This window comes from Flavobacterium sp. PL002 (assembly GCF_054165825.1).
The window spans coordinates 3535959-3552638 of the sequence record NZ_CM135110.1; the positions used below are offsets into that span (position 1 = coordinate 3535959).

General features: G+C 32.8%; 20 protein-coding genes and 1 pseudogene. 11 read left to right on the forward strand and 10 right to left on the reverse strand.

Translation table 11 applies throughout. The features are described from left to right. Nucleotides 1-85: 85 nt before the first annotated feature. From ACVEGE_RS15405 to ACVEGE_RS15425, 5 genes and pseudogenes are all read right to left on the reverse strand, one after another. Nucleotides 86-325 (reverse strand): hypothetical protein, encoded by a 240-nt coding sequence (locus tag ACVEGE_RS15405; RefSeq protein ID WP_192501001.1) that lies wholly within the window; start codon nt 323-325, stop codon nt 86-88. Nucleotides 326-617: 292 nt separating this feature from the next. Next, complete coding sequence (locus ACVEGE_RS15410) at nt 618-1409, reverse strand: SDR family NAD(P)-dependent oxidoreductase (RefSeq protein WP_192501002.1); 792 nt, start codon at nt 1407-1409, stop codon at nt 618-620. Nucleotides 1410-1451: 42 nt separating this feature from the next. Beyond that, nucleotides 1452-2033 carry a TetR/AcrR family transcriptional regulator gene (locus tag ACVEGE_RS15415; RefSeq protein WP_192501003.1) on the reverse strand — a complete coding sequence of 194 codons (582 nt, stop codon included), beginning with the start codon at nt 2031-2033 and terminating at the stop codon, nt 1452-1454. 407 nt (nt 2034-2440) lie between these two features. Next, a pseudogene (locus tag ACVEGE_RS15420) lies at nt 2441-2698 on the reverse strand (RidA family protein); the annotation flags it as partial. 104 nt (nt 2699-2802) lie between these two features. Beyond that, nucleotides 2803-3060, reverse strand: a complete 258-nt coding sequence (locus ACVEGE_RS15425; RefSeq protein WP_225738120.1) for a winged helix-turn-helix transcriptional regulator — start codon at nt 3058-3060, stop codon at nt 2803-2805. Nucleotides 3061-3279: 219 nt separating this feature from the next. Here ACVEGE_RS15425 and ACVEGE_RS15430 point away from each other — a divergent pair, with 219 nt between their 5' ends. The 9 genes from ACVEGE_RS15430 to ACVEGE_RS15470 all read left to right on the forward strand — a co-directional run bounded on the left by ACVEGE_RS15430 (nt 3280) and on the right by ACVEGE_RS15470 (nt 10609). Next, complete coding sequence (locus ACVEGE_RS15430; protein WP_192501005.1) at nt 3280-3639, forward strand: DoxX family protein; 360 nt, start codon at nt 3280-3282, stop codon at nt 3637-3639. 49 nt (nt 3640-3688) lie between these two features. After that, nucleotides 3689-4567, forward strand: a complete 879-nt coding sequence (locus ACVEGE_RS15435; RefSeq protein ID WP_192501006.1) for an SDR family oxidoreductase — start codon at nt 3689-3691, stop codon at nt 4565-4567. Between the two features lie 120 nt (nt 4568-4687). Beyond that, nucleotides 4688-5179: a VOC family protein gene (locus ACVEGE_RS15440; protein ID WP_192501007.1), complete on the forward strand. Its 492-nt coding sequence runs from the start codon at nt 4688-4690 to the stop codon at nt 5177-5179. A gap of 263 nt (nt 5180-5442) precedes the next feature. Beyond that, complete coding sequence (locus ACVEGE_RS15445; RefSeq protein WP_192501008.1) at nt 5443-6219, forward strand: siderophore-interacting protein; 777 nt, start codon at nt 5443-5445, stop codon at nt 6217-6219. A gap of 278 nt (nt 6220-6497) precedes the next feature. Further along, entirely contained in the window at nt 6498-8432 is a 1935-nt protein-coding gene (gene thrS, locus ACVEGE_RS15450; protein ID WP_192501009.1) for a threonine--tRNA ligase, read from the forward strand. After that, nucleotides 8433-8642, forward strand: a complete 210-nt coding sequence (locus tag ACVEGE_RS15455) for a hypothetical protein (RefSeq protein ID WP_108735523.1) — start codon at nt 8433-8435, stop codon at nt 8640-8642. A 497-nt stretch (nt 8643-9139) separates the two neighbouring features. After that, on the forward strand, nt 9140-9421 hold the full coding sequence (locus tag ACVEGE_RS15460; RefSeq protein WP_370566982.1) for a DDE-type integrase/transposase/recombinase: 282 nt from the start codon (nt 9140-9142) through the stop codon (nt 9419-9421). 116 nt (nt 9422-9537) lie between these two features. Continuing rightward, a complete protein-coding gene (locus ACVEGE_RS15465) occupies nt 9538-9744 on the forward strand; it encodes a DDE-type integrase/transposase/recombinase (protein ID WP_458008654.1) in 207 nt (68 codons plus the stop codon). A 427-nt stretch (nt 9745-10171) separates the two neighbouring features. Then, nucleotides 10172-10609 (forward strand): response regulator, encoded by a 438-nt coding sequence (locus tag ACVEGE_RS15470; protein ID WP_192501010.1) that lies wholly within the window; start codon nt 10172-10174, stop codon nt 10607-10609. Nucleotides 10610-11222: 613 nt separating this feature from the next. Here the strand turns inward: ACVEGE_RS15470 and ACVEGE_RS15475 are convergent. Continuing rightward, nucleotides 11223-11771: a hypothetical protein gene (locus ACVEGE_RS15475; RefSeq protein WP_225738121.1), complete on the reverse strand. Its 549-nt coding sequence runs from the start codon at nt 11769-11771 to the stop codon at nt 11223-11225. A 165-nt stretch (nt 11772-11936) separates the two neighbouring features. Here ACVEGE_RS15475 and ACVEGE_RS15480 point away from each other — a divergent pair, with 165 nt between their 5' ends. Beyond that, nucleotides 11937-12335, forward strand: coding sequence for a hypothetical protein (locus ACVEGE_RS15480; protein WP_192501011.1), 399 nt, complete (start codon nt 11937-11939; stop codon nt 12333-12335). Between the two features lie 39 nt (nt 12336-12374). After that, a complete protein-coding gene (locus tag ACVEGE_RS15485) occupies nt 12375-12548 on the forward strand; it encodes a hypothetical protein (protein ID WP_192501012.1) in 174 nt (57 codons plus the stop codon). Between the two features lie 542 nt (nt 12549-13090). Here the strand turns inward: ACVEGE_RS15485 and ACVEGE_RS15490 are convergent. The 4 genes from ACVEGE_RS15490 to ACVEGE_RS15505 form a co-directional block, all read right to left on the reverse strand. Next, nucleotides 13091-14473, reverse strand: coding sequence for an exonuclease domain-containing protein (locus tag ACVEGE_RS15490; RefSeq protein ID WP_192501013.1), 1383 nt, complete (start codon nt 14471-14473; stop codon nt 13091-13093). 312 nt (nt 14474-14785) lie between these two features. After that, nucleotides 14786-15250: a DUF305 domain-containing protein gene (locus ACVEGE_RS15495; protein WP_192501014.1), complete on the reverse strand. Its 465-nt coding sequence runs from the start codon at nt 15248-15250 to the stop codon at nt 14786-14788. 339 nt (nt 15251-15589) lie between these two features. Continuing rightward, complete coding sequence (locus ACVEGE_RS15500; protein ID WP_192501015.1) at nt 15590-15784, reverse strand: hypothetical protein; 195 nt, start codon at nt 15782-15784, stop codon at nt 15590-15592. Between the two features lie 630 nt (nt 15785-16414). Further along, nucleotides 16415-16585, reverse strand: a complete 171-nt coding sequence (locus tag ACVEGE_RS15505; protein WP_192501016.1) for a hypothetical protein — start codon at nt 16583-16585, stop codon at nt 16415-16417. Nucleotides 16586-16680: the final 95 nt, after the last annotated feature.

A 16680-nucleotide genomic window follows, 5' to 3' on the forward strand; every position in this document is an offset into this window, starting at 1 on the left:
CCGTCATTTAAAATGAATTGCTGTTAACCGAGAAAGTCTTGACATATTATCTGTGTATGCCATAACATTGAAGTTTGATTGAATTTTAGATTTTTAAAATTGGAACTTCATCTGGTAAAATTTCAATATAAAAATTATTTTCACGGAATATTTCTATGATGGTGTTATTGTCTAATATTCCACAACGAGTATCTACCCTCATAATATGATCACAATCCTCAAGGTCAAAATTAATTTTATAATTTGAAAACAATGCTTTGATTTTTTTTGTTATTTCTTTCGCTTGTTTCTTTTTTAGAACGTTGGTCTTGTATATTTCTATCATTTGTAAAAACCATTACTTATTGTTCTATGAGGAAAATTAAAAGTTGTGGGAGACCCTTTAATAATAGATTTTAAAATAAAAACATTTTTTTTTGTGTCAGGTTTTATTTTGGTGCCTTCATTCATTTTATTTGTGTTTTGGTTGTTTGAAAAGCCAGAATATTGACTTGGATTTAACCTTGGGTTGGTAATGGTTACCAATATGTTTCTTTAGTTTGTATTAATTACCTTTAGATTGAAAAAGAGGAGAACTACAACGTGTTTTAGAATAGTGATCCAGTGTGCGTACGTGTTTATATTATTTTCAATACACCTGAATCAGCTCTTATTGATGCTCCATTTGTTGCAATTGACAACGGACTAGATAAATAAGTGGCTAAATTTGCTATTTCTGTAGGCTTAATAAAGCGTTGTAGTAATATGTGTGAATTTGATTGTTGTAAAATTACATTTTTCATTTGTTCAAGTTCAAGGTTTTGAGTTATTGCAATTTGTTCAATGACTTCTGCAACCCCATCAGAATAAGTCGGTCCTCCCAAAATCGTATTAACCGTAATTTCTGTTCCTTTTGTAAGTTTGGAAAGTCCATTGGCAATAGCCGACATTGCAGCCTTTGTCATTCCGTAATGAATCATATTTTCAGGTACATTCACACCCGATTCACTACTGATAAAAATAATCCTTCCCCAATTCTTATTTTGCATTAGGGGAAATAGTTTTCTAGATAATCGAACACTGCTCATTACGTTTACCTCAAAATATGTATACCAATCCTTATCTGTTATACTTTTAAACTCTTCAACTTCAAAAACCCCAACATTATTAACTAAAATATCTATATCGGTCAATTCTAACAGTAAATTTTCAACTTCATTTTTCTTTGAAAAATCTGCGGATATTGCCGAAATATTTGAACCTGGAAATTGTTGTTGTAGTTTTTCTTTTGCTTGTTCTGTTTTTAATTTGTGTCGTCCGTTAATTACTACGGAAACCCCTTCATTTAAAAGTTGTTGTGCAATTGCTAAACCAATTCCTTGTGTTGAGCCACTAATGAATGCTCTTTTTCCTTTTAGTTGTAAATCCATTATTATATCTGTAATGATTGTTAAAAAAATAATTAAATTTTTTTAATTGATTATTTGTAGTTGTAATTCAATTTGTTGTTTAAGAATCACCTTATCTGGATAAATTCTTCGCAACGAGTTAATTCCACACCATAGGGTAATTAGAAATTTGCCTAAATTATCTGCTGGAATTGTAGATTTGATATTTCCTTTTTGTTGTTCTAAGAGGATAGTAGATGTGTATAGCTTTTCCGTTTCTTTTAAAATTTCAATTGCATCATTTTCTAGTTCTTTGTCTATAAAACTCATCTCAACAATTGTGTTTGCAACAATGCAGCCTTTAAAGTGCGATTCTTCAGAAGCAATTGCTACACTTAAAAAAAAATCTTTAATTAATTTAATTGGATTGTCACTGTTTGCTAATTTAATCTTGAAATTATTAAGATCTTCTTTTCGTTGTTGAAGAGATTTTTTAAAAAGTTCCTTTTTACCTCCCTTAAATGTGTTATACAAACTACCTGCTCCTGCTCCTGTTGCTTTACTTAGGTCGGATAAGGACGTAGCATTGTATCCTTTTCTCCAAAATATTTCTTGGGCTTTCAAAATTATTTCTTTGTCATTAAAAGTATTTGGTCTTCCTCTCATTTATTATTGTAATGTTTGATACAAATATAATGAAAACGAATTTATGTTTTAAGTTTATCAGTGTTTTTTTTTGCATTACCTCTAACGGTTTCTGTATGAGGATCTGGGCATTTAAAAACATTTCATTCTCGATTTATCTATTAGTTTATTTACAACACTAACTTTGTTTTAATCACTTATTGCCATATGATTTATCCATTTTCCAACAGTTGGTGCTTTGTAATTTTGCCTCATATTTATCAATTCATCTATATCATCACTAATCAGTAATATTTCTTGATTAATACTTTTAGAAATCCTTTATCAACCATTGTTTCAGTTAAGAGTTTCAATTCATTATAAAAACAATTTATATTTAAAATTGCATTCGTTTTTTTAATTCAAAACTTGTTTGCCTTAATTAAATACTATTTTACTACAGTTGCTTCTAATTCTATTTTTAATGTTTCAAAAAGACTTGTTATTTCCAATACTGTACTTGCTTGTTTTATCTGATGTTTAGTTATCCAATTCTGGAAAATATTAAAACAATTAAAAAATTCCGCTGATGAAGTTGTATAAATGTTTAACCTCACAATATTTTTACTTTCATATCCTGCTTCCTTTATAACTTTCTCCAGATTTTGTATAGACTGGATTAATTGACTTTTCATATCTTCTGTACTTTGGGAATTAACTATTATAATAGTATTGCGTAAGACCATTAGTAGTACTTCTAAGCATATCAGAAACAAGGACCATGGTAGTCATCACCAAATATTAGCCTAATTTAATTATCAGTCGTGATTTTAGTTTTATGCTTTTCTCCCCATTGAGCCAAAGCTGAAATTATGTCTTTTAATGATTGACTATATTCGGTAGGAATATATTCTACAATTACAGGGATTTGATCTGTAAATACTGTTCTTTCGACCAATAAATTCACTTCTAATTTCTTCAATTCACTTGATAACATTTTTGCGGAGATACCTTTTACGGCACGTTGTAACTCATTGAATCTTCTATGTCCGCCTAAAATTGCAATCATAACCCTTATAGTCCATCTACCTCCGAGAACGTATATAGCGTCCTCTGTTGCTGATAGACGGTTTGTACATTGTACAGGGGAATACTCTAATTTATTCTTATTCATTATTCTTTTTTTAGATTCACTAACCAAAAGGTTACTACTTACATTTTGGTAACTACTGTGGTTTAGTTAGTAAATATACATAATTTTGTAATATTAAATTTTAAAAAAAAAAAAATGAAAGCAACAAAAATCACCTATTACATTACGACAGGAATTATTTCCGCTATGATGGTATATATTGCGTTTGAGACCCTAGGCAAACCTGAAGTAAAAGTATCAATGGCACATTTAGGGTTTCCGGATTATTTCCGGATTGAATTAGGAATTACAAAACTTATCGGTGCAGTTTTACTTTGGCTGCCAGTTAGATTATTAAAAGAGACTGCTTACATCGGTTTCGCAATAATGTTCCTATCGGCTTCTATAGCACATTATGCAGTAGGCGACCCTGCGGATAAGGTTGTTGCAGGAATTGTTTTTCTTGCAATTTTAATTACTTCATATGTAAGCCACAAAAAACTTCAGAACAAATAAAAATTATAGTTTGAACTAATTTTTTACACACATTTAAATAAAAAGAAATATGATATTAGTAACAGGAGCTACCGGTCAATTTGGTGCAAAAGCAGTTGAACATTTATTAAAAAAAGGAGTAAATCCTAAAGGAATTTCAGTTTTAGTGAGAGATGCTACCAAAGCAATTAGTTTAAAAGAAAAAGGAATACATATTAAGGAAGGCGATTATACCGACCACGGTTCAATGGTGGAGGCTTTTATAGGAGTAGATAAATTATTGTTGGTATCCAGCAACAATAGAGAAGCTATTGAAAACCGTACATTACATCACAAAAATGTAATAAAAGCGGCCAAGGAAGCAAAAGTCAATCACATTGTATATACTTCCTTTGTTAGGAAAGCAGGTTTTGAGAATTCAGCCATAGCAGATTTCCAAAATTCCCACGTCGAGACTGAAAACTGTTTAAAAGAAAGTGGTATTGATTATACCATTCTTCAAAATGGTATTTATGCTGAAATGATACTCGCTTTTGTGGGCGATAAAGTGGCCGAGAACGAAAGCATTTTGTTTCCTGCAGAAGAAGGAAAAGCAAGCTGGGTACTTCGTGAAGAGTTGGCCGAAGCTGCTGCCTACGTTTTAACAACAGAGGATCATAAAAATAAAACCTATTCATTAACCAATACCGAATCCATTGGCTTTAATACAATAGCTCAAGATATTTCTGAAGTATTGAATAAAAAAGTCAAGTACACATCTCCAGATATTAATGAGTTCAAAGCTATTATGGAAAAAGCTGGCGTACCAGAAATGTATATTGGCATGTTCACTATGTGGGGTACAGCTCTAGCGGAACAAACAATGGATAAAGAAGACGATACCTTGTCTAATTTCTTAAATAGGAAACCAACTTCTGTACGTCAATTTATAACGAAGGTTTACAGTTAAAAGCCTACATTCCATTTAAGTGCTAGTAGAATGATTTAGCCTAAAGCTTAACGAAGCTAAGTAGCACATAGAAAAATAGCTATTTATAGATTGAATAAACTAAAGAAATCACATTGCGCTATGAAAGAAAAATATACAATTCCCAAAAATACAAGGATAGGACACGTGCATCTAAAGGTAGCCGACCTTGATCGTTCACTAAGTTTTTATAAAGATTTATTAGGTTTTGAACTGACTTCTACCTACGGGAAACAGGCGGCTTTTCTATCAGCGGGTGGTTATCATCATCATATAGGTCTCAATACTTGGCATAGTGCAGGATTGCCACCCGCACCCGTGAAGGGCGTCGGGCTTTACCACACCGCTATTCTTTATCCTACAAGGAAAGAACTCGCCAAAATCTATCATCGAATTCGAATAGCAAATTATCCTATGACTGGTGCGAGTGACCACGGAGTTTCTCAAGCCCTTTACCTGAATGATCCGGACGGTAATGGTGTAGAACTTTATTGGGATAGACCAAAGGAACTTTGGTCGTACGACTCCGACGGATCCATTAACATGTTAGTTAAAGAACTCGACCTTGGTGATTTACTTCAGGAACTTGACTAATGCGGGGGGAAATTGAATTAAAAATATTTAATGATAATGTCTGTTCTTTTCAAGATACGTTAATTGACGAAAACACTTTGCCATAAGGTATTTAAAGACTCAAACAGAATAAATTTATAAACTAGAAATAGAAATCACGAAGATACTGTAGCCGAACTATTTTGCCATATTTGAGACATTAATATCCACTATTTAGTAAAAATCGTCCAGTTTTAATTTTACTGAAATTATAACCTTATTCAATAACTTAACAATATATAGTAATGGAGATTAATAATAAGATAATAGATATTTATACAGTAAAAAAACAGGAATTAATAACACCACATTACCTTAGAATTACTTTTCATATTCCCGAAAGTTTAGTTGAACAACTTAAAAGTGTAAAAGAAGGTTCTAATAATAAGCTGTTCATACCATCACAAGGGACGCATAACATTCATCTTCCCAATGAAGAAAAAAGTAGTAGCGTTGAAGAATCAATTGAGCAGGTAAGAACTTATACCAACCGAAAGATAGATTTATTCAACCGCGAGCTAAAGATTGATTTTGTCTTGCATGAAGATTATGGACCTGCGTCAAGCTGGGCTTCAAAAGCGAAACCAGGTGACAAATTAAAAGTTGCGATGAAACAAGGTATAAAACCACTTGTCCCAAAATATGACCGATACATACTTATAGGTGATCATACAGCACTTCCGGTCATTAGCTGCATTTTAGAACAACTACCCGATGGTGTGAAAGCGGAGGTCCTCCTAGAAGTCTACGGTGCAAAAGATGAAATCCCACTACTTTCTAAAACAGAAACTCAAATTAGATGGTTGCATAACCCGCATCCTGAAAAAGGAAGTTATCTAGCGAGTATTTCAAAAACTCTGCTGAGAGATAAAAAAGAAAATGAAACTTACATCTACATAGCTGCTGAATATGAAACTGTTAATAAATTGAGGGATTATTTGAAAAATAGATTAATGTGGGACAGTGTAAATTACGCTGCTGTATCCTATTGGACAACGACTGAATCAAGTTTAGCAAATTGAACTATATTTTGTCCAATATCATGTGAGTTCAAACCAGTTTGTAATGAATAAAAAACACAAAATAAAACTTCTGATTATGTTCACATAGCTATCATATCAATACAAACAGCAGGAATTCGAAAAAACACCTTAATCGTATCTCCTAAGGTAGAATCAGTTCAAAAAAACACTGTCTGAAAGCAATTTTTAGAAACATAACGTATTGCATCGATATAGTCGAAGACCCATTTAAGCTTTGCAATCCAGAAAGTTAAAATTTTTAAACCAAAAAAACAACTATGATTACATTGAAATTAGCCTCAAATATTCAAAAAACATTTCATCAAGAGTCGGTTTCTATCCAAGATGTAGCAGAGTCTATAAGTACTTCTTTAGCCAAAGAAGTACTTGTGGCAAATGTAAACGGCCAAATTATTGACTTAAATTATGCTATTCCAAATGAAGCTAAAGTTAACTTACTGACTTGGAAAGATGACGAAGGCAAAAATGCTTTTTGGCACACTTCTGCGCATTTGTTGGGAGCAGCTTTGCAAGAATTATATCCAGGCGTTCAACTCGGGACGGGTCCAGCAATAGATAACGGATTTTATTATGATGTTGATTTTGGCGAATGCAAATTTACCAATGCTGATTTTAATAAAGTCGAAAACAAAATGCTGGAATTAGCCCAGAAAAAATCATTAAACAATAGAAGAGAAGTCGCAAAAACATTGGCTATTGATTTTTTTAAGCAACATTACAACCCTTATAAATTAGAATTAATTGAAGGTTTATCTACCGGGTCAATTACATTTTACGAAACAGGGAACTTTACAGATTTGTGTGCAGGTCCTCATATACCAAACACTTCCTTTATTAAAGCAGTAAAGCTTACTGCTATTTCTGGAGCGTATTGGCGTGCCAACGAAAAAAATAAAATGCTAACGCGTGTCTATGGGATTTCGTTTCCTAAAAAAGCGGAACTTGATTTGTATCTAGAATCTTTAGAAAAAGCAAAACAACGAGACCACCGCAAATTAGGTAAAGAATTAGAACTGTTCTATTTTGACGAACAAGTAGGAATGGGGTTGCCATTATGGGCTCCAAAAGGCGAAGCTTTACGACAAAATCTAATTGGCTTTCTTAAAAAAATACAAATGAGGGCAGGCTACCAGCATGTGGCAAGCCCACATATAGGTAAAAAAGAGCTATATGTTACTTCTGGACATTATGATAAATATGGTCATGATGCATTTCAGCCTATAAAAACACCAGCTGAGAACGAGGAGTTTTTTCTGAAACCAATGAATTGCCCACATCATTGCAAAATATATACTACCAAACAAAGAAGCTACAAGGAAATGCCTATAAAATATGCAGAGTTTGGTACGGTATATCGCTATGAAAAAAGTGGTGAATTGCACGGATTGACTCGGGTTCGTGGTTTTACCCAAGATGATGCACATATTTACTGTAGACCAGATCAACTCAAAGAAGAGTTTTTGAAGGTTATTGATTTGGTGAATTTAGTTTATGGAAAATTGGAATTTACTGATTTTCAAACCCAAATTTCTTTACGAGACAGTACTGATAAAGAAAAATATTTAGGCACAGACGAAATGTGGAGTCTAGCGGAGAATGCTATTATTGAAGCTACCCAAGAGCGAGGAATGAAAACCACCACCAAGGCAGGCGAAGCAGCATTTTATGGTCCAAAATTAGATTTTATGATACGAGATGCTATAGGAAGAAAATGGCAAATTGGCACAATACAGGTGGATTATATGATGCCCGAAAATTTTGATTTGACTTATACGGGAATAGACAATGTGCAGCACAGACCCGTAATGATTCATCGTGCATTGTTTGGCTCTATGGAACGCTTTATTGCTCTTTTAATTGAACATACTGGTGGAAATTTCCCCGTTTGGCTCGCACCAACCAAAATAATTTTGTTGCCTATTGCATCAAAATACATATCGTACTGTAAAAAAATTGCTACTCAAATTAACGAGGAATTCGACTTACAAATTGAAGTCGATGAACGGGAGGAAAAAATTGGTCGAAAAATAAGAGATGCCGAAACTCAGAAAATTCCCTTTATGCTTATCGCGGGCGAAAAAGAAAGCCAAGAAAATAAAGTTTCGATTCGAGTACATGGAGAAGGTGATAAAGGAGCCATTTTGGTTTCAGAATTTATAGAGAACTTTAGAAAACAAATTAAAATAATCTAAATGATTTTAGTATTTAAAACAAATATAGACACTATTCATAAGATAGATATTGTTGAACCTATGTTGAACAGCATTTTCCATAAAACTAACTGGAATTTTGATTTAGAAGACTGCGATAATATTCTAAGAATTGATACTAAGAAAAATAGTACTCATTTAATTATCGAAAAGATAACAGCAATAGGTTTTTACTGCGAAGAACTTTTATAATTATTTTAAAATAAAAAAATTATAAAATTAACTTCCTAAAACTCAATTTTTTTTATAATGATTAGATTGTCTCACTTCTAGAATAAAAATAATTAAATGGCAATATAACCAGATATGAATAAAAGAACAGACGAGATAACGAAAATATTTTTAGATGAACTTGAGATGCATTTAGAAGATATTACTTCTGCTAAAACGGACACTTATTTTAAAATATAAGATTTAGCTAAAATTTTGAATATTCATCCGACATATTTGAATAACTCGATCAAATAAAACCAAAGGAATAGCTCTTTGTGAGTTTTGTAATGAGAAAACTATTATAATTGCGAAAAAGCTTTTAGGTAGTATAGCTATTACCATTTCTGAAGTAGTTTGTAAGGATTCTGTCGCGTCTGTTTAATAACTATTATCTTTAGAGCTTCAAAAGATATTAAATGAATACCAAAGATCATTGTTATTCCTAAGCTATTATTCTTCAGGCCGTTTGTTTAAAATTGAGATTTACATCAAGTTATAAGGAAGTTGAAGAAATAGTGAAAATGCGTGGAATAGCAGTTGATCATGCTACGGTTCAGCGTTGGGTTGTTAAATTTGCACTTTTGATTGAATCACAAATCAAAAAGAGAAAGAATAGAGTAGGCGCCAGCTGGCGAATTGATGAAACTTATATAAAGGAAAAATTTGTCTGGCATTACTTATATCGGGCTTTTGATAAGTTGGGTAATAAGGTATATTTTCTTCTGAGTCAAAGAAGACAAAGAATGAGTGCGCAGTGACACCTAATTAAAGCAATAAATAATAACTGCCGTCCAAAGGTAATAAATATAGACAAAAGCGGCTCTAACATCAGCGTAATAGGGGTTACAACAAACGATCATTTTCGAATATAAACATTAGGCAATTTAAATATCTCAATACTATTGTTGAGCAGGATCATCGTTTTATACTATGGCGGATACAAAACGGTTTTGATTTTAAAAATTTTGAGTCCTCCAAAAGAACCTTAGGGGGAATTGAAGAGGTACACATGTTGAGAAAGAATCAGATGCTTAAGCTAGGTACAAGTATGTTCAAATCATTTTGGAAATTGACTGCATAATTTTCGGGGCGCTGATTTCCCTGGGATTTATAGGAAAGCTACGGCAGAACCGTTTAGCCCCAATGATATGAATTACACTAATGAGATTTAGTGGCGTTTTGTTAATTGAAATATAGTAGTTTACTGATTTAATAGCCCAATTCGTGAATTTTCATATATCTAGATAATTCTTTTAATAGCGACTTTTTCATTAGAGGTAATTTTCTTACTTAGTACTCAGGTAAAAAAAATCAAGAACTTATATCTGTTTTGTAAAGTACCGATAATGAATATATGATTTACGGTAAGTTTAATATAAAAAATAAAAATATCACAGTAATTCAAAATATAATTTCTTAATTTTAATTAGTACTATCATCATTACAATGTTAGTAGCATTATCGTTATTTTAGGTATTTCTTATAATAGGTTTTAAAAAAAAATAATTATGCGAAAACTTTTACTTGCTGATGACGATATGGATGATTGTCTGTTTTTTCAAGAAGCGATCGATGAATTAGAACTTTCAATTAATGTAACAGTTGTTAAGGACGGTGTAGTGTTAATGGATTTTTTAAAGTGTGAATCAGTAGACTTGCCAGATGTCTTATTTTTAGATTTAAATATGCCGCGTAAATCGGGTTTTGAGTGTTTGTCAGAAATCAAGCAACTTGACTCTTTAAAAGAAATGCCCGTTATAATATTTTCCACCTCTTTCGATCTGGATGTAATAAACAAGTTATATGATAATGGAGCACACTACTACATTCGCAAACCAGGTGATTTTGAAATTTTAAAAAAAATCATTTTCGAGGCCAGTAAACTTTTGGCAAACAATAAAATAGAACAACCAGAACGAAAAGATTTTATAGTTGATTGTCGATAACTCTTATAATCTGTGTATGTCATATAATCAGTTTTATTTCCTTCAAAGATGTGGTTAAATGAGTGAACGAATGCGCACGGTAAACTACATTAGAAGTTCCTGGAAACTGGCCTCAAAGCCTGTATATTATAATGTCCGTTTTACTTAGTTATTCATTTGGGATGTAATTGTTCTGGGGTAAAGGAGTACTCTCAAATTTATAATGACGGATATCGCCGGAATTTAAGTGAACTAATACATCCAGTTGCAATAGGAGTTAAAACTCCTGATTATTAAGGGGGGTAGGCCAGTCGCAAATATGGCATATCTCGATCGGAGACATGTATTGATTATCACCTTAATTCAGGGTGATAAAATATTTAATGTGTTTCAGCGCTTACAAGGTAAAGAAAAATATGACGGCACAGGTATTGGTCTAGCAATTGTAAAAAAATGTAGATAATCAGCACGGTTTTATCATTGCAAATGTAGTTTTGAACGAAGGTGCTTTTTTTGATGTTTACTTGCCTATTCCAGTAGAATAAGATAGTGCGGATAACATTAAAACAAGTTTGTTAAAAGAAAATACCCGCCGTAAATACGACGAGTATTTTTTGATTTTTTTAAGCTTATCTTATCTGTAAATATCTTGACCACGATTAGATCTCCAATTTTGCTCTAAAAAATCTGCGTCTTCATCATTTCTAGGTTGTACTCCCATAACTACGTGACCGTCGTTGATTCCAGATTCATAAATTTTAGCGCGATCCTCAGGAATACCTGATCCAACAAGTGCTCCTATAAGTCCCCCCGTGATTCCGCCTGCACCTGCACCTGCAAGTCCTGCAGCTAATGGGCCTGCAACAATTAGACCCAATCCTGGAATAACTACGCTGGTTCCAATAGCAGCTATCACACCTACGATAGCGCCAATTGTTCCTCCAATAGCAGATCCAGTTCCTGCTGTCTCTGCAGCTTTTGTTCCGAGCTCTGAAGTATCATTCTCATCAGAATAATGTTTCTTACGCGTTTCATCTGACATTACTAAATTAATGTCGTCTTTTGAGTACCCTCGCTCGTGAAGGGCATTATATGCGTTTTCTGTACTTTCGCGATCAGCGAACATTCCGGTAAGCATTGGTCTTCTACCAGTGTCACTACCATAATTTTCATTGTTTTCCATAGTGCTTAATTTTAAAAAGTGAAACATTTAATTTTACTTTTACAAAGTTGCTAAACAATGTAATACAGCTTGTTATAGAAATTCCTCGAAAAATTATAAAATTTTAAGAAATGAGTATTTTAATAAACCTGTTAGCTCAATTAGAATTTAAATTCGATTTTATCGATGAATCATGAAGTCGCGATTAAGGGAGCTTCTTTAAATGCCATCGATGCAGTGCGCACGTTAGCTCGTCATAATGGTTTATTTAAAAAGTGTGAAAATGGTAGCGTAAAATATGTTTTGAATGAGGAAAGTAAAAATTTAAAATTAGTCTTGCATTCTAGAGGCGGATTTCTCCCTGCGGTACGTTTTAACTTAGAAGACTCTCGTCTTAAAGAAGACTATTTAGTAACTGAGGAGCAAATTGAAAGAAATAAGAAAGAAAATGATGGGTTTCTTTCATTGGATTTTCTCTTTAGAAACAATTTTATCGAAAGTTTTCGAGAGAAAGATCCAAAGCTTTATTCCAGAATAAAAGAGATGATACTTGAGGAATTTGTTGCTGATATGATGGAGATGTGACTTCGCGTAGACCCTTTCAAGTTGTTAAAGGCAGAATTTTTGGAGGCAGAAAAATCCATTAAAAGGCAGCAATCAATTTATTGGAAGGAGATGTTGGCAACTTTAAGTTTTGCCATGAATCACCCTGCAAAATATTTTTCGGCTGAGGATATGCAACGCCTACAAACGGTGTTGATGCCGTTGATTTATATTGTGATTGCTTTTGTCCCTTAAAAATCATGCGTGGAATTAATGGCTCTCTATCAATCTGGAGTTCTTTCTATTGTCGCAGTCGGAAATGATAGTAGTGTAATGCCATAAGTCGATGAAGGTATAATTTATTCCTATTTCGACGAAAACACGGATTGTCAGTCTACGTACTATAATACTTTTATCGACTGTATAGGTCAGCCCCATCTATCTTATAACGATTTTTCATTCAATAGTTTAATGAGCCAAAAGGCAATTAGCCCCGCACGCTTAAAGTTTCAGTCTGCGGCCGTAGGTACCGAGAATTTCAAAAAGGGCAATAATCTAATAGAAGAGGATAATCAGGGGAATTATTACCTCAATGTTTCTGTTATAAGTGTTAATGATAGTTATCGAGTTGTTAACTAATATGGTGCTAGTAACCACAATATCTATGTAATGGCAGTTCCCTATATGGGTGGTTTCAACCCAGATTATTCCAGTTTAGATTTTTGCGAAGCTTCTTCAGAACATATTGTTAAAGGTATATTTAAGACCTAGCTATTGAATGACAATTATTTTATGTTTTACAGTTCACCATTAAAAAATACTTTTCGAGGATATTTGGTAATGTAACTATTGATTAATTGCATGAGGTAATGATTGCTACGATATGGAGTGACATAGTTCTTTATTTCTTGCGGATCATTAAACCCTATATCCACAGGTAAATAACCCATACCATAAAAGTGCCCGTTTTCAACCCAAATACAACTTCGTTCTTCCAGTGAACGTCCCTTATCAATTATCGCATAACTGGTATTATTGTTCATTATAAAGTCAAGTGCTTTGTCGATCTGCATATTACTAGTGGTCACTTCTGGTAATTGCTCCTCAACATGGTGGTAGGGGACTTCATCGTCTTCTCCTCTAGTAAATTTGCAAAAGCGATAATCAATTTCAAATTTCTCAGCTAATGTTCTCAATAAGTTTATTCCATCGTATTCATTGTTAAAGGTCTGGATACTGCTCTGGGTATTAATTTGTTTTCCAATGGTTAGATACTTATATCCATTTCGTGCTTCATAGTGATAGAGGGCAAATTTTGGTTCGAAGCGTTTTAAGGCTCTATTATAGGTCGGCCAAAGGTTTTTAATCTCGATGCACTCGAGCATCAAAGCCATGAATTCGTTTGCACATTCCTCAAATGAAATAGAGTAAATATCACGTAGAAAATTTTGTCGTTGTTTTGTAGTGCTATTCCCGCTGAAGTGCGATGCCACACGTTTTTTTATATTTACCGCCTTTCCTACATAAATCACCTTATTACTTTGATTATAAAAGTAATAGACACCAGGTTTTTCTGGTAATTTTTGAAAATCTTCAGAGGGCAAATTTGGAGGCAGCCGCTGGTCTGCAGCTGTGTTTTTAATCATTTTTGATAAAATGCCCTCTTCATCCCATTCCAGCAATTTAGTGAACAGAATAGTAGTTGCATCAGCATCACCGCCCGCACGATGTCGATTGTTTAAAGGGATGTCTAATGAATTACAAAGTCTTCCTAGACTGTATGAAACCAATCCAGGACATATTTTTCTTGCTGCACGAACAGTACAAAGTTTTCTAGCAGCCCATTTTAAACCTGAGGATTCAAGTTCGTGACGGATAAAAGAATAGTCGAAGTTAACATTATGTGCAACAAATATGCGCCCGGATAACATTTCACAAATTTTATCAGAAATATCGTCAAAAATAGGTGCGTCTTTGACGAGTTCATTATTAATACCGGTGAGAGCAAAAATAGGTAGCGGTATTTCCTTCTGCGGATTTACGAGTGTTTCATACCGATCAATTATTTTTGATCCATCATGGATTATTATGGCAATTTCGGTAATTCGACTTCCATGCGCATATCCACCGGTTGTTTCTATATCAACGATGGCATATTCTGTATTTTTTAATCGGGACATTTTCTATAAAGCGTTTATAATAATCATTTTAACAGAGTGCAAAAATAGTACAGATTGTATCAATAAAAGTAAATTTAGTTGTTATAATTTATAACAACATTGTATTGCTATTGGATAAAAGGCCTACAAGTCTAACTTTTATACAATTTAATATTTAAGATCCATTATCTGAAGTTGTAAATTTCAGGTAATAAAATCTCAAAGACTTAATCATCAAAATTATTTGTAACGTAAATTATTTAGTAACAAATGTCACATTAAGAACTTTATAATCTGTAATAATGAATCACAACGGTGAATTAAGTGAATTTACTACTGTTCAAGACGATTTATCATTTCTTTCATCTGTTTAATTTCTCTTTCTTGAGCTTTTATTATGTCCTCTGCTAATTTTTTAGCCTCGGCATCCTCAAATCTTACATTGCTGCTGGTTAAAATAGCTGATGAGTGATGTGGAATCATTGCTTTCATATATTGTACGTCACCGATTGGAGTTTGCGTTCTCAGTAGAAATAAGGTACCAAAAAATGTAATAGCTCCAAATACAATAATTCCATAATTAATTGTCTTGTCAGGATACATTTTCCACATAAATAAAAGCATACTTATTGCCATTGCTGAAATCATTAATGTGGTCATGTAGAAACGTGTTAAACTATGATAAATGTGATCAATTTCAGCAACATTTAAGAACATAATGAAATACATTATAATAAATGAAACTGCCATTATCAAAGCAAATTTCGGATACGGATTATTTTTAGTATGTGAGTCCATAGATTATTTTTTTTAAGTTGTTATTCAATACTACTCGTAAATTCCAGATGTTATGCCCGAGTGGTGATAAAGTGAGCTGAATGGAAAACGGTTAGAAAAGTTCTGAGGATATTATTTTGATAAATCAATAATAATATAAATGATTTTTATAATAAAATTTTCTCTTTACTGAAAAGCTATCAGCGTAAACTCTTCCGGTTTATGATTTATCAAATAGAATTTTATCAAATTAGGATAAAATAACATGAGAACTTTCTTTACAATACTTTGCTGCGTTCTAAATTAGTTTTATTATAATAAAAAATGTCCCAAAGATATCTTTAGGACATTTTAAAAAAATTACTTTGGCTCCTCATTAGTCAATTTATCATCCCAATCTGGTTTTTCACCTTTAAATTTTTGAGTATCCACGTCATAATTTTCATCGTTTGTTAAAACTTCATCATGGTCTTTATATTGATGCTTTCTCATGTCGCTTCGATTATCTGATCCATTTTTTTTGTTGTTCTGCGGAGTTTGATTATTCGTTCCCATAATTATATGTTTTAAGTTTTTGTAAAATTACTTAATGAATTGAAATGTAGTCTTTTGTAATTATTTTTAAATGTTATGAAATTTTATGATAAAGAAACAATTGCAGTTGTGAGTAGATAATCTTGTTTTAAAAAACGTTATTAATTATAAAATTAACCGCATAATTAATAATCGAAATTTAGAATAATACTCTTGTTTTATAGGGGTCAAAACATGGTGTACCTCCAAAAAACTGAATTGTATTCTCTACAGAAGTCACAAAATTTTCTTTTGTTGGCTCATCGAAGCTGTAGCATGTGTAGTGACTGGCTCCTAAAATCGCTACAAGAACTTTAATTCTTTAATTTCACCAGAATCTTGATCTATTGTTGAAAGTGTTTTTCCTGCATAATCCACATACATTTTATCGCCCGCCTTGTAGTTCATGTGCATGACGGGATTTACCCGCTTGCTCTAATTTTTAAAGTGATACCTAAATTTAGAGTTTTTTAAACCATTTAGTTTTTTTTTATAATATCCTTCCTAAAGATGTTTCACTGTTACGCCAACTTTTTTCAAGTCGCGTTCCATTTTGGGAAAATAGGAATGGAGTTTTTCCAGATTAGGATTGGTAGATTCCATTGTAGATTGTTAAAATGAATCTTCTAAATCAGTATCGGTTTTCTTTTCAAGATCGTCTGAATTTAATCGCAAAGCATCAAATAAGACAATATATTTTCGGGAAAGCGAGAGATAATTGCTAATAACGAGCTTACTCTTACCGCTGCAATGGAACTTTAATGCTTTTCTAATTTCAATCATCTCTGTTAATTTATTGGATATAAATGCGTCTTTTTTTTAACGAATTTAAGGGATAACAACATGAAAAGAGTAGTCGTTTTTTAGGTGGTCAATTT

Excerpts from the sequence above, each read along its gene's own strand:
- ACVEGE_RS15405 (WP_192501001.1), bottom strand. The coding sequence starts at position 325 with ATGATAGAAATATACAAGACCAACGTTCTAAAAAAGAAACAAGCGAAA.
- ACVEGE_RS15410 (WP_192501002.1), bottom strand. The coding sequence starts at position 1,409 with ATGGATTTACAACTAAAAGGAAAAAGAGCATTCATTAGTGGCTCAACA.
- ACVEGE_RS15415 (WP_192501003.1), bottom strand. The coding sequence starts at position 2,033 with ATGAGAGGAAGACCAAATACTTTTAATGACAAAGAAATAATTTTGAAA.
- ACVEGE_RS15425 (WP_225738120.1), bottom strand. The coding sequence starts at position 3,060 with ATGATTGCAATTTTAGGCGGACATAGAAGATTCAATGAGTTACAACGT.
- ACVEGE_RS15430 (WP_192501005.1), top strand. The coding sequence starts at position 3,280 with ATGAAAGCAACAAAAATCACCTATTACATTACGACAGGAATTATTTCC.
- ACVEGE_RS15435 (WP_192501006.1), top strand. The coding sequence starts at position 3,689 with ATGATATTAGTAACAGGAGCTACCGGTCAATTTGGTGCAAAAGCAGTT.
- ACVEGE_RS15440 (WP_192501007.1), top strand. The coding sequence starts at position 4,688 with ATGAAAGAAAAATATACAATTCCCAAAAATACAAGGATAGGACACGTG.
- ACVEGE_RS15445 (WP_192501008.1), top strand. The coding sequence starts at position 5,443 with ATGGAGATTAATAATAAGATAATAGATATTTATACAGTAAAAAAACAG.
- thrS (WP_192501009.1), top strand. The coding sequence starts at position 6,498 with ATGATTACATTGAAATTAGCCTCAAATATTCAAAAAACATTTCATCAA.
- ACVEGE_RS15455 (WP_108735523.1), top strand. The coding sequence starts at position 8,433 with ATGATTTTAGTATTTAAAACAAATATAGACACTATTCATAAGATAGAT.
- ACVEGE_RS15470 (WP_192501010.1), top strand. The coding sequence starts at position 10,172 with ATGCGAAAACTTTTACTTGCTGATGACGATATGGATGATTGTCTGTTT.
- ACVEGE_RS15475 (WP_225738121.1), bottom strand. The coding sequence starts at position 11,771 with ATGGAAAACAATGAAAATTATGGTAGTGACACTGGTAGAAGACCAATG.
- ACVEGE_RS15480 (WP_192501011.1), top strand. The coding sequence starts at position 11,937 with ATGAATCATGAAGTCGCGATTAAGGGAGCTTCTTTAAATGCCATCGAT.
- ACVEGE_RS15490 (WP_192501013.1), bottom strand. The coding sequence starts at position 14,473 with ATGTCCCGATTAAAAAATACAGAATATGCCATCGTTGATATAGAAACA.
- ACVEGE_RS15495 (WP_192501014.1), bottom strand. The coding sequence starts at position 15,250 with ATGGACTCACATACTAAAAATAATCCGTATCCGAAATTTGCTTTGATA.
- ACVEGE_RS15500 (WP_192501015.1), bottom strand. The coding sequence starts at position 15,784 with ATGGGAACGAATAATCAAACTCCGCAGAACAACAAAAAAAATGGATCA.
- ACVEGE_RS15505 (WP_192501016.1), bottom strand. The coding sequence starts at position 16,585 with ATGATTGAAATTAGAAAAGCATTAAAGTTCCATTGCAGCGGTAAGAGT.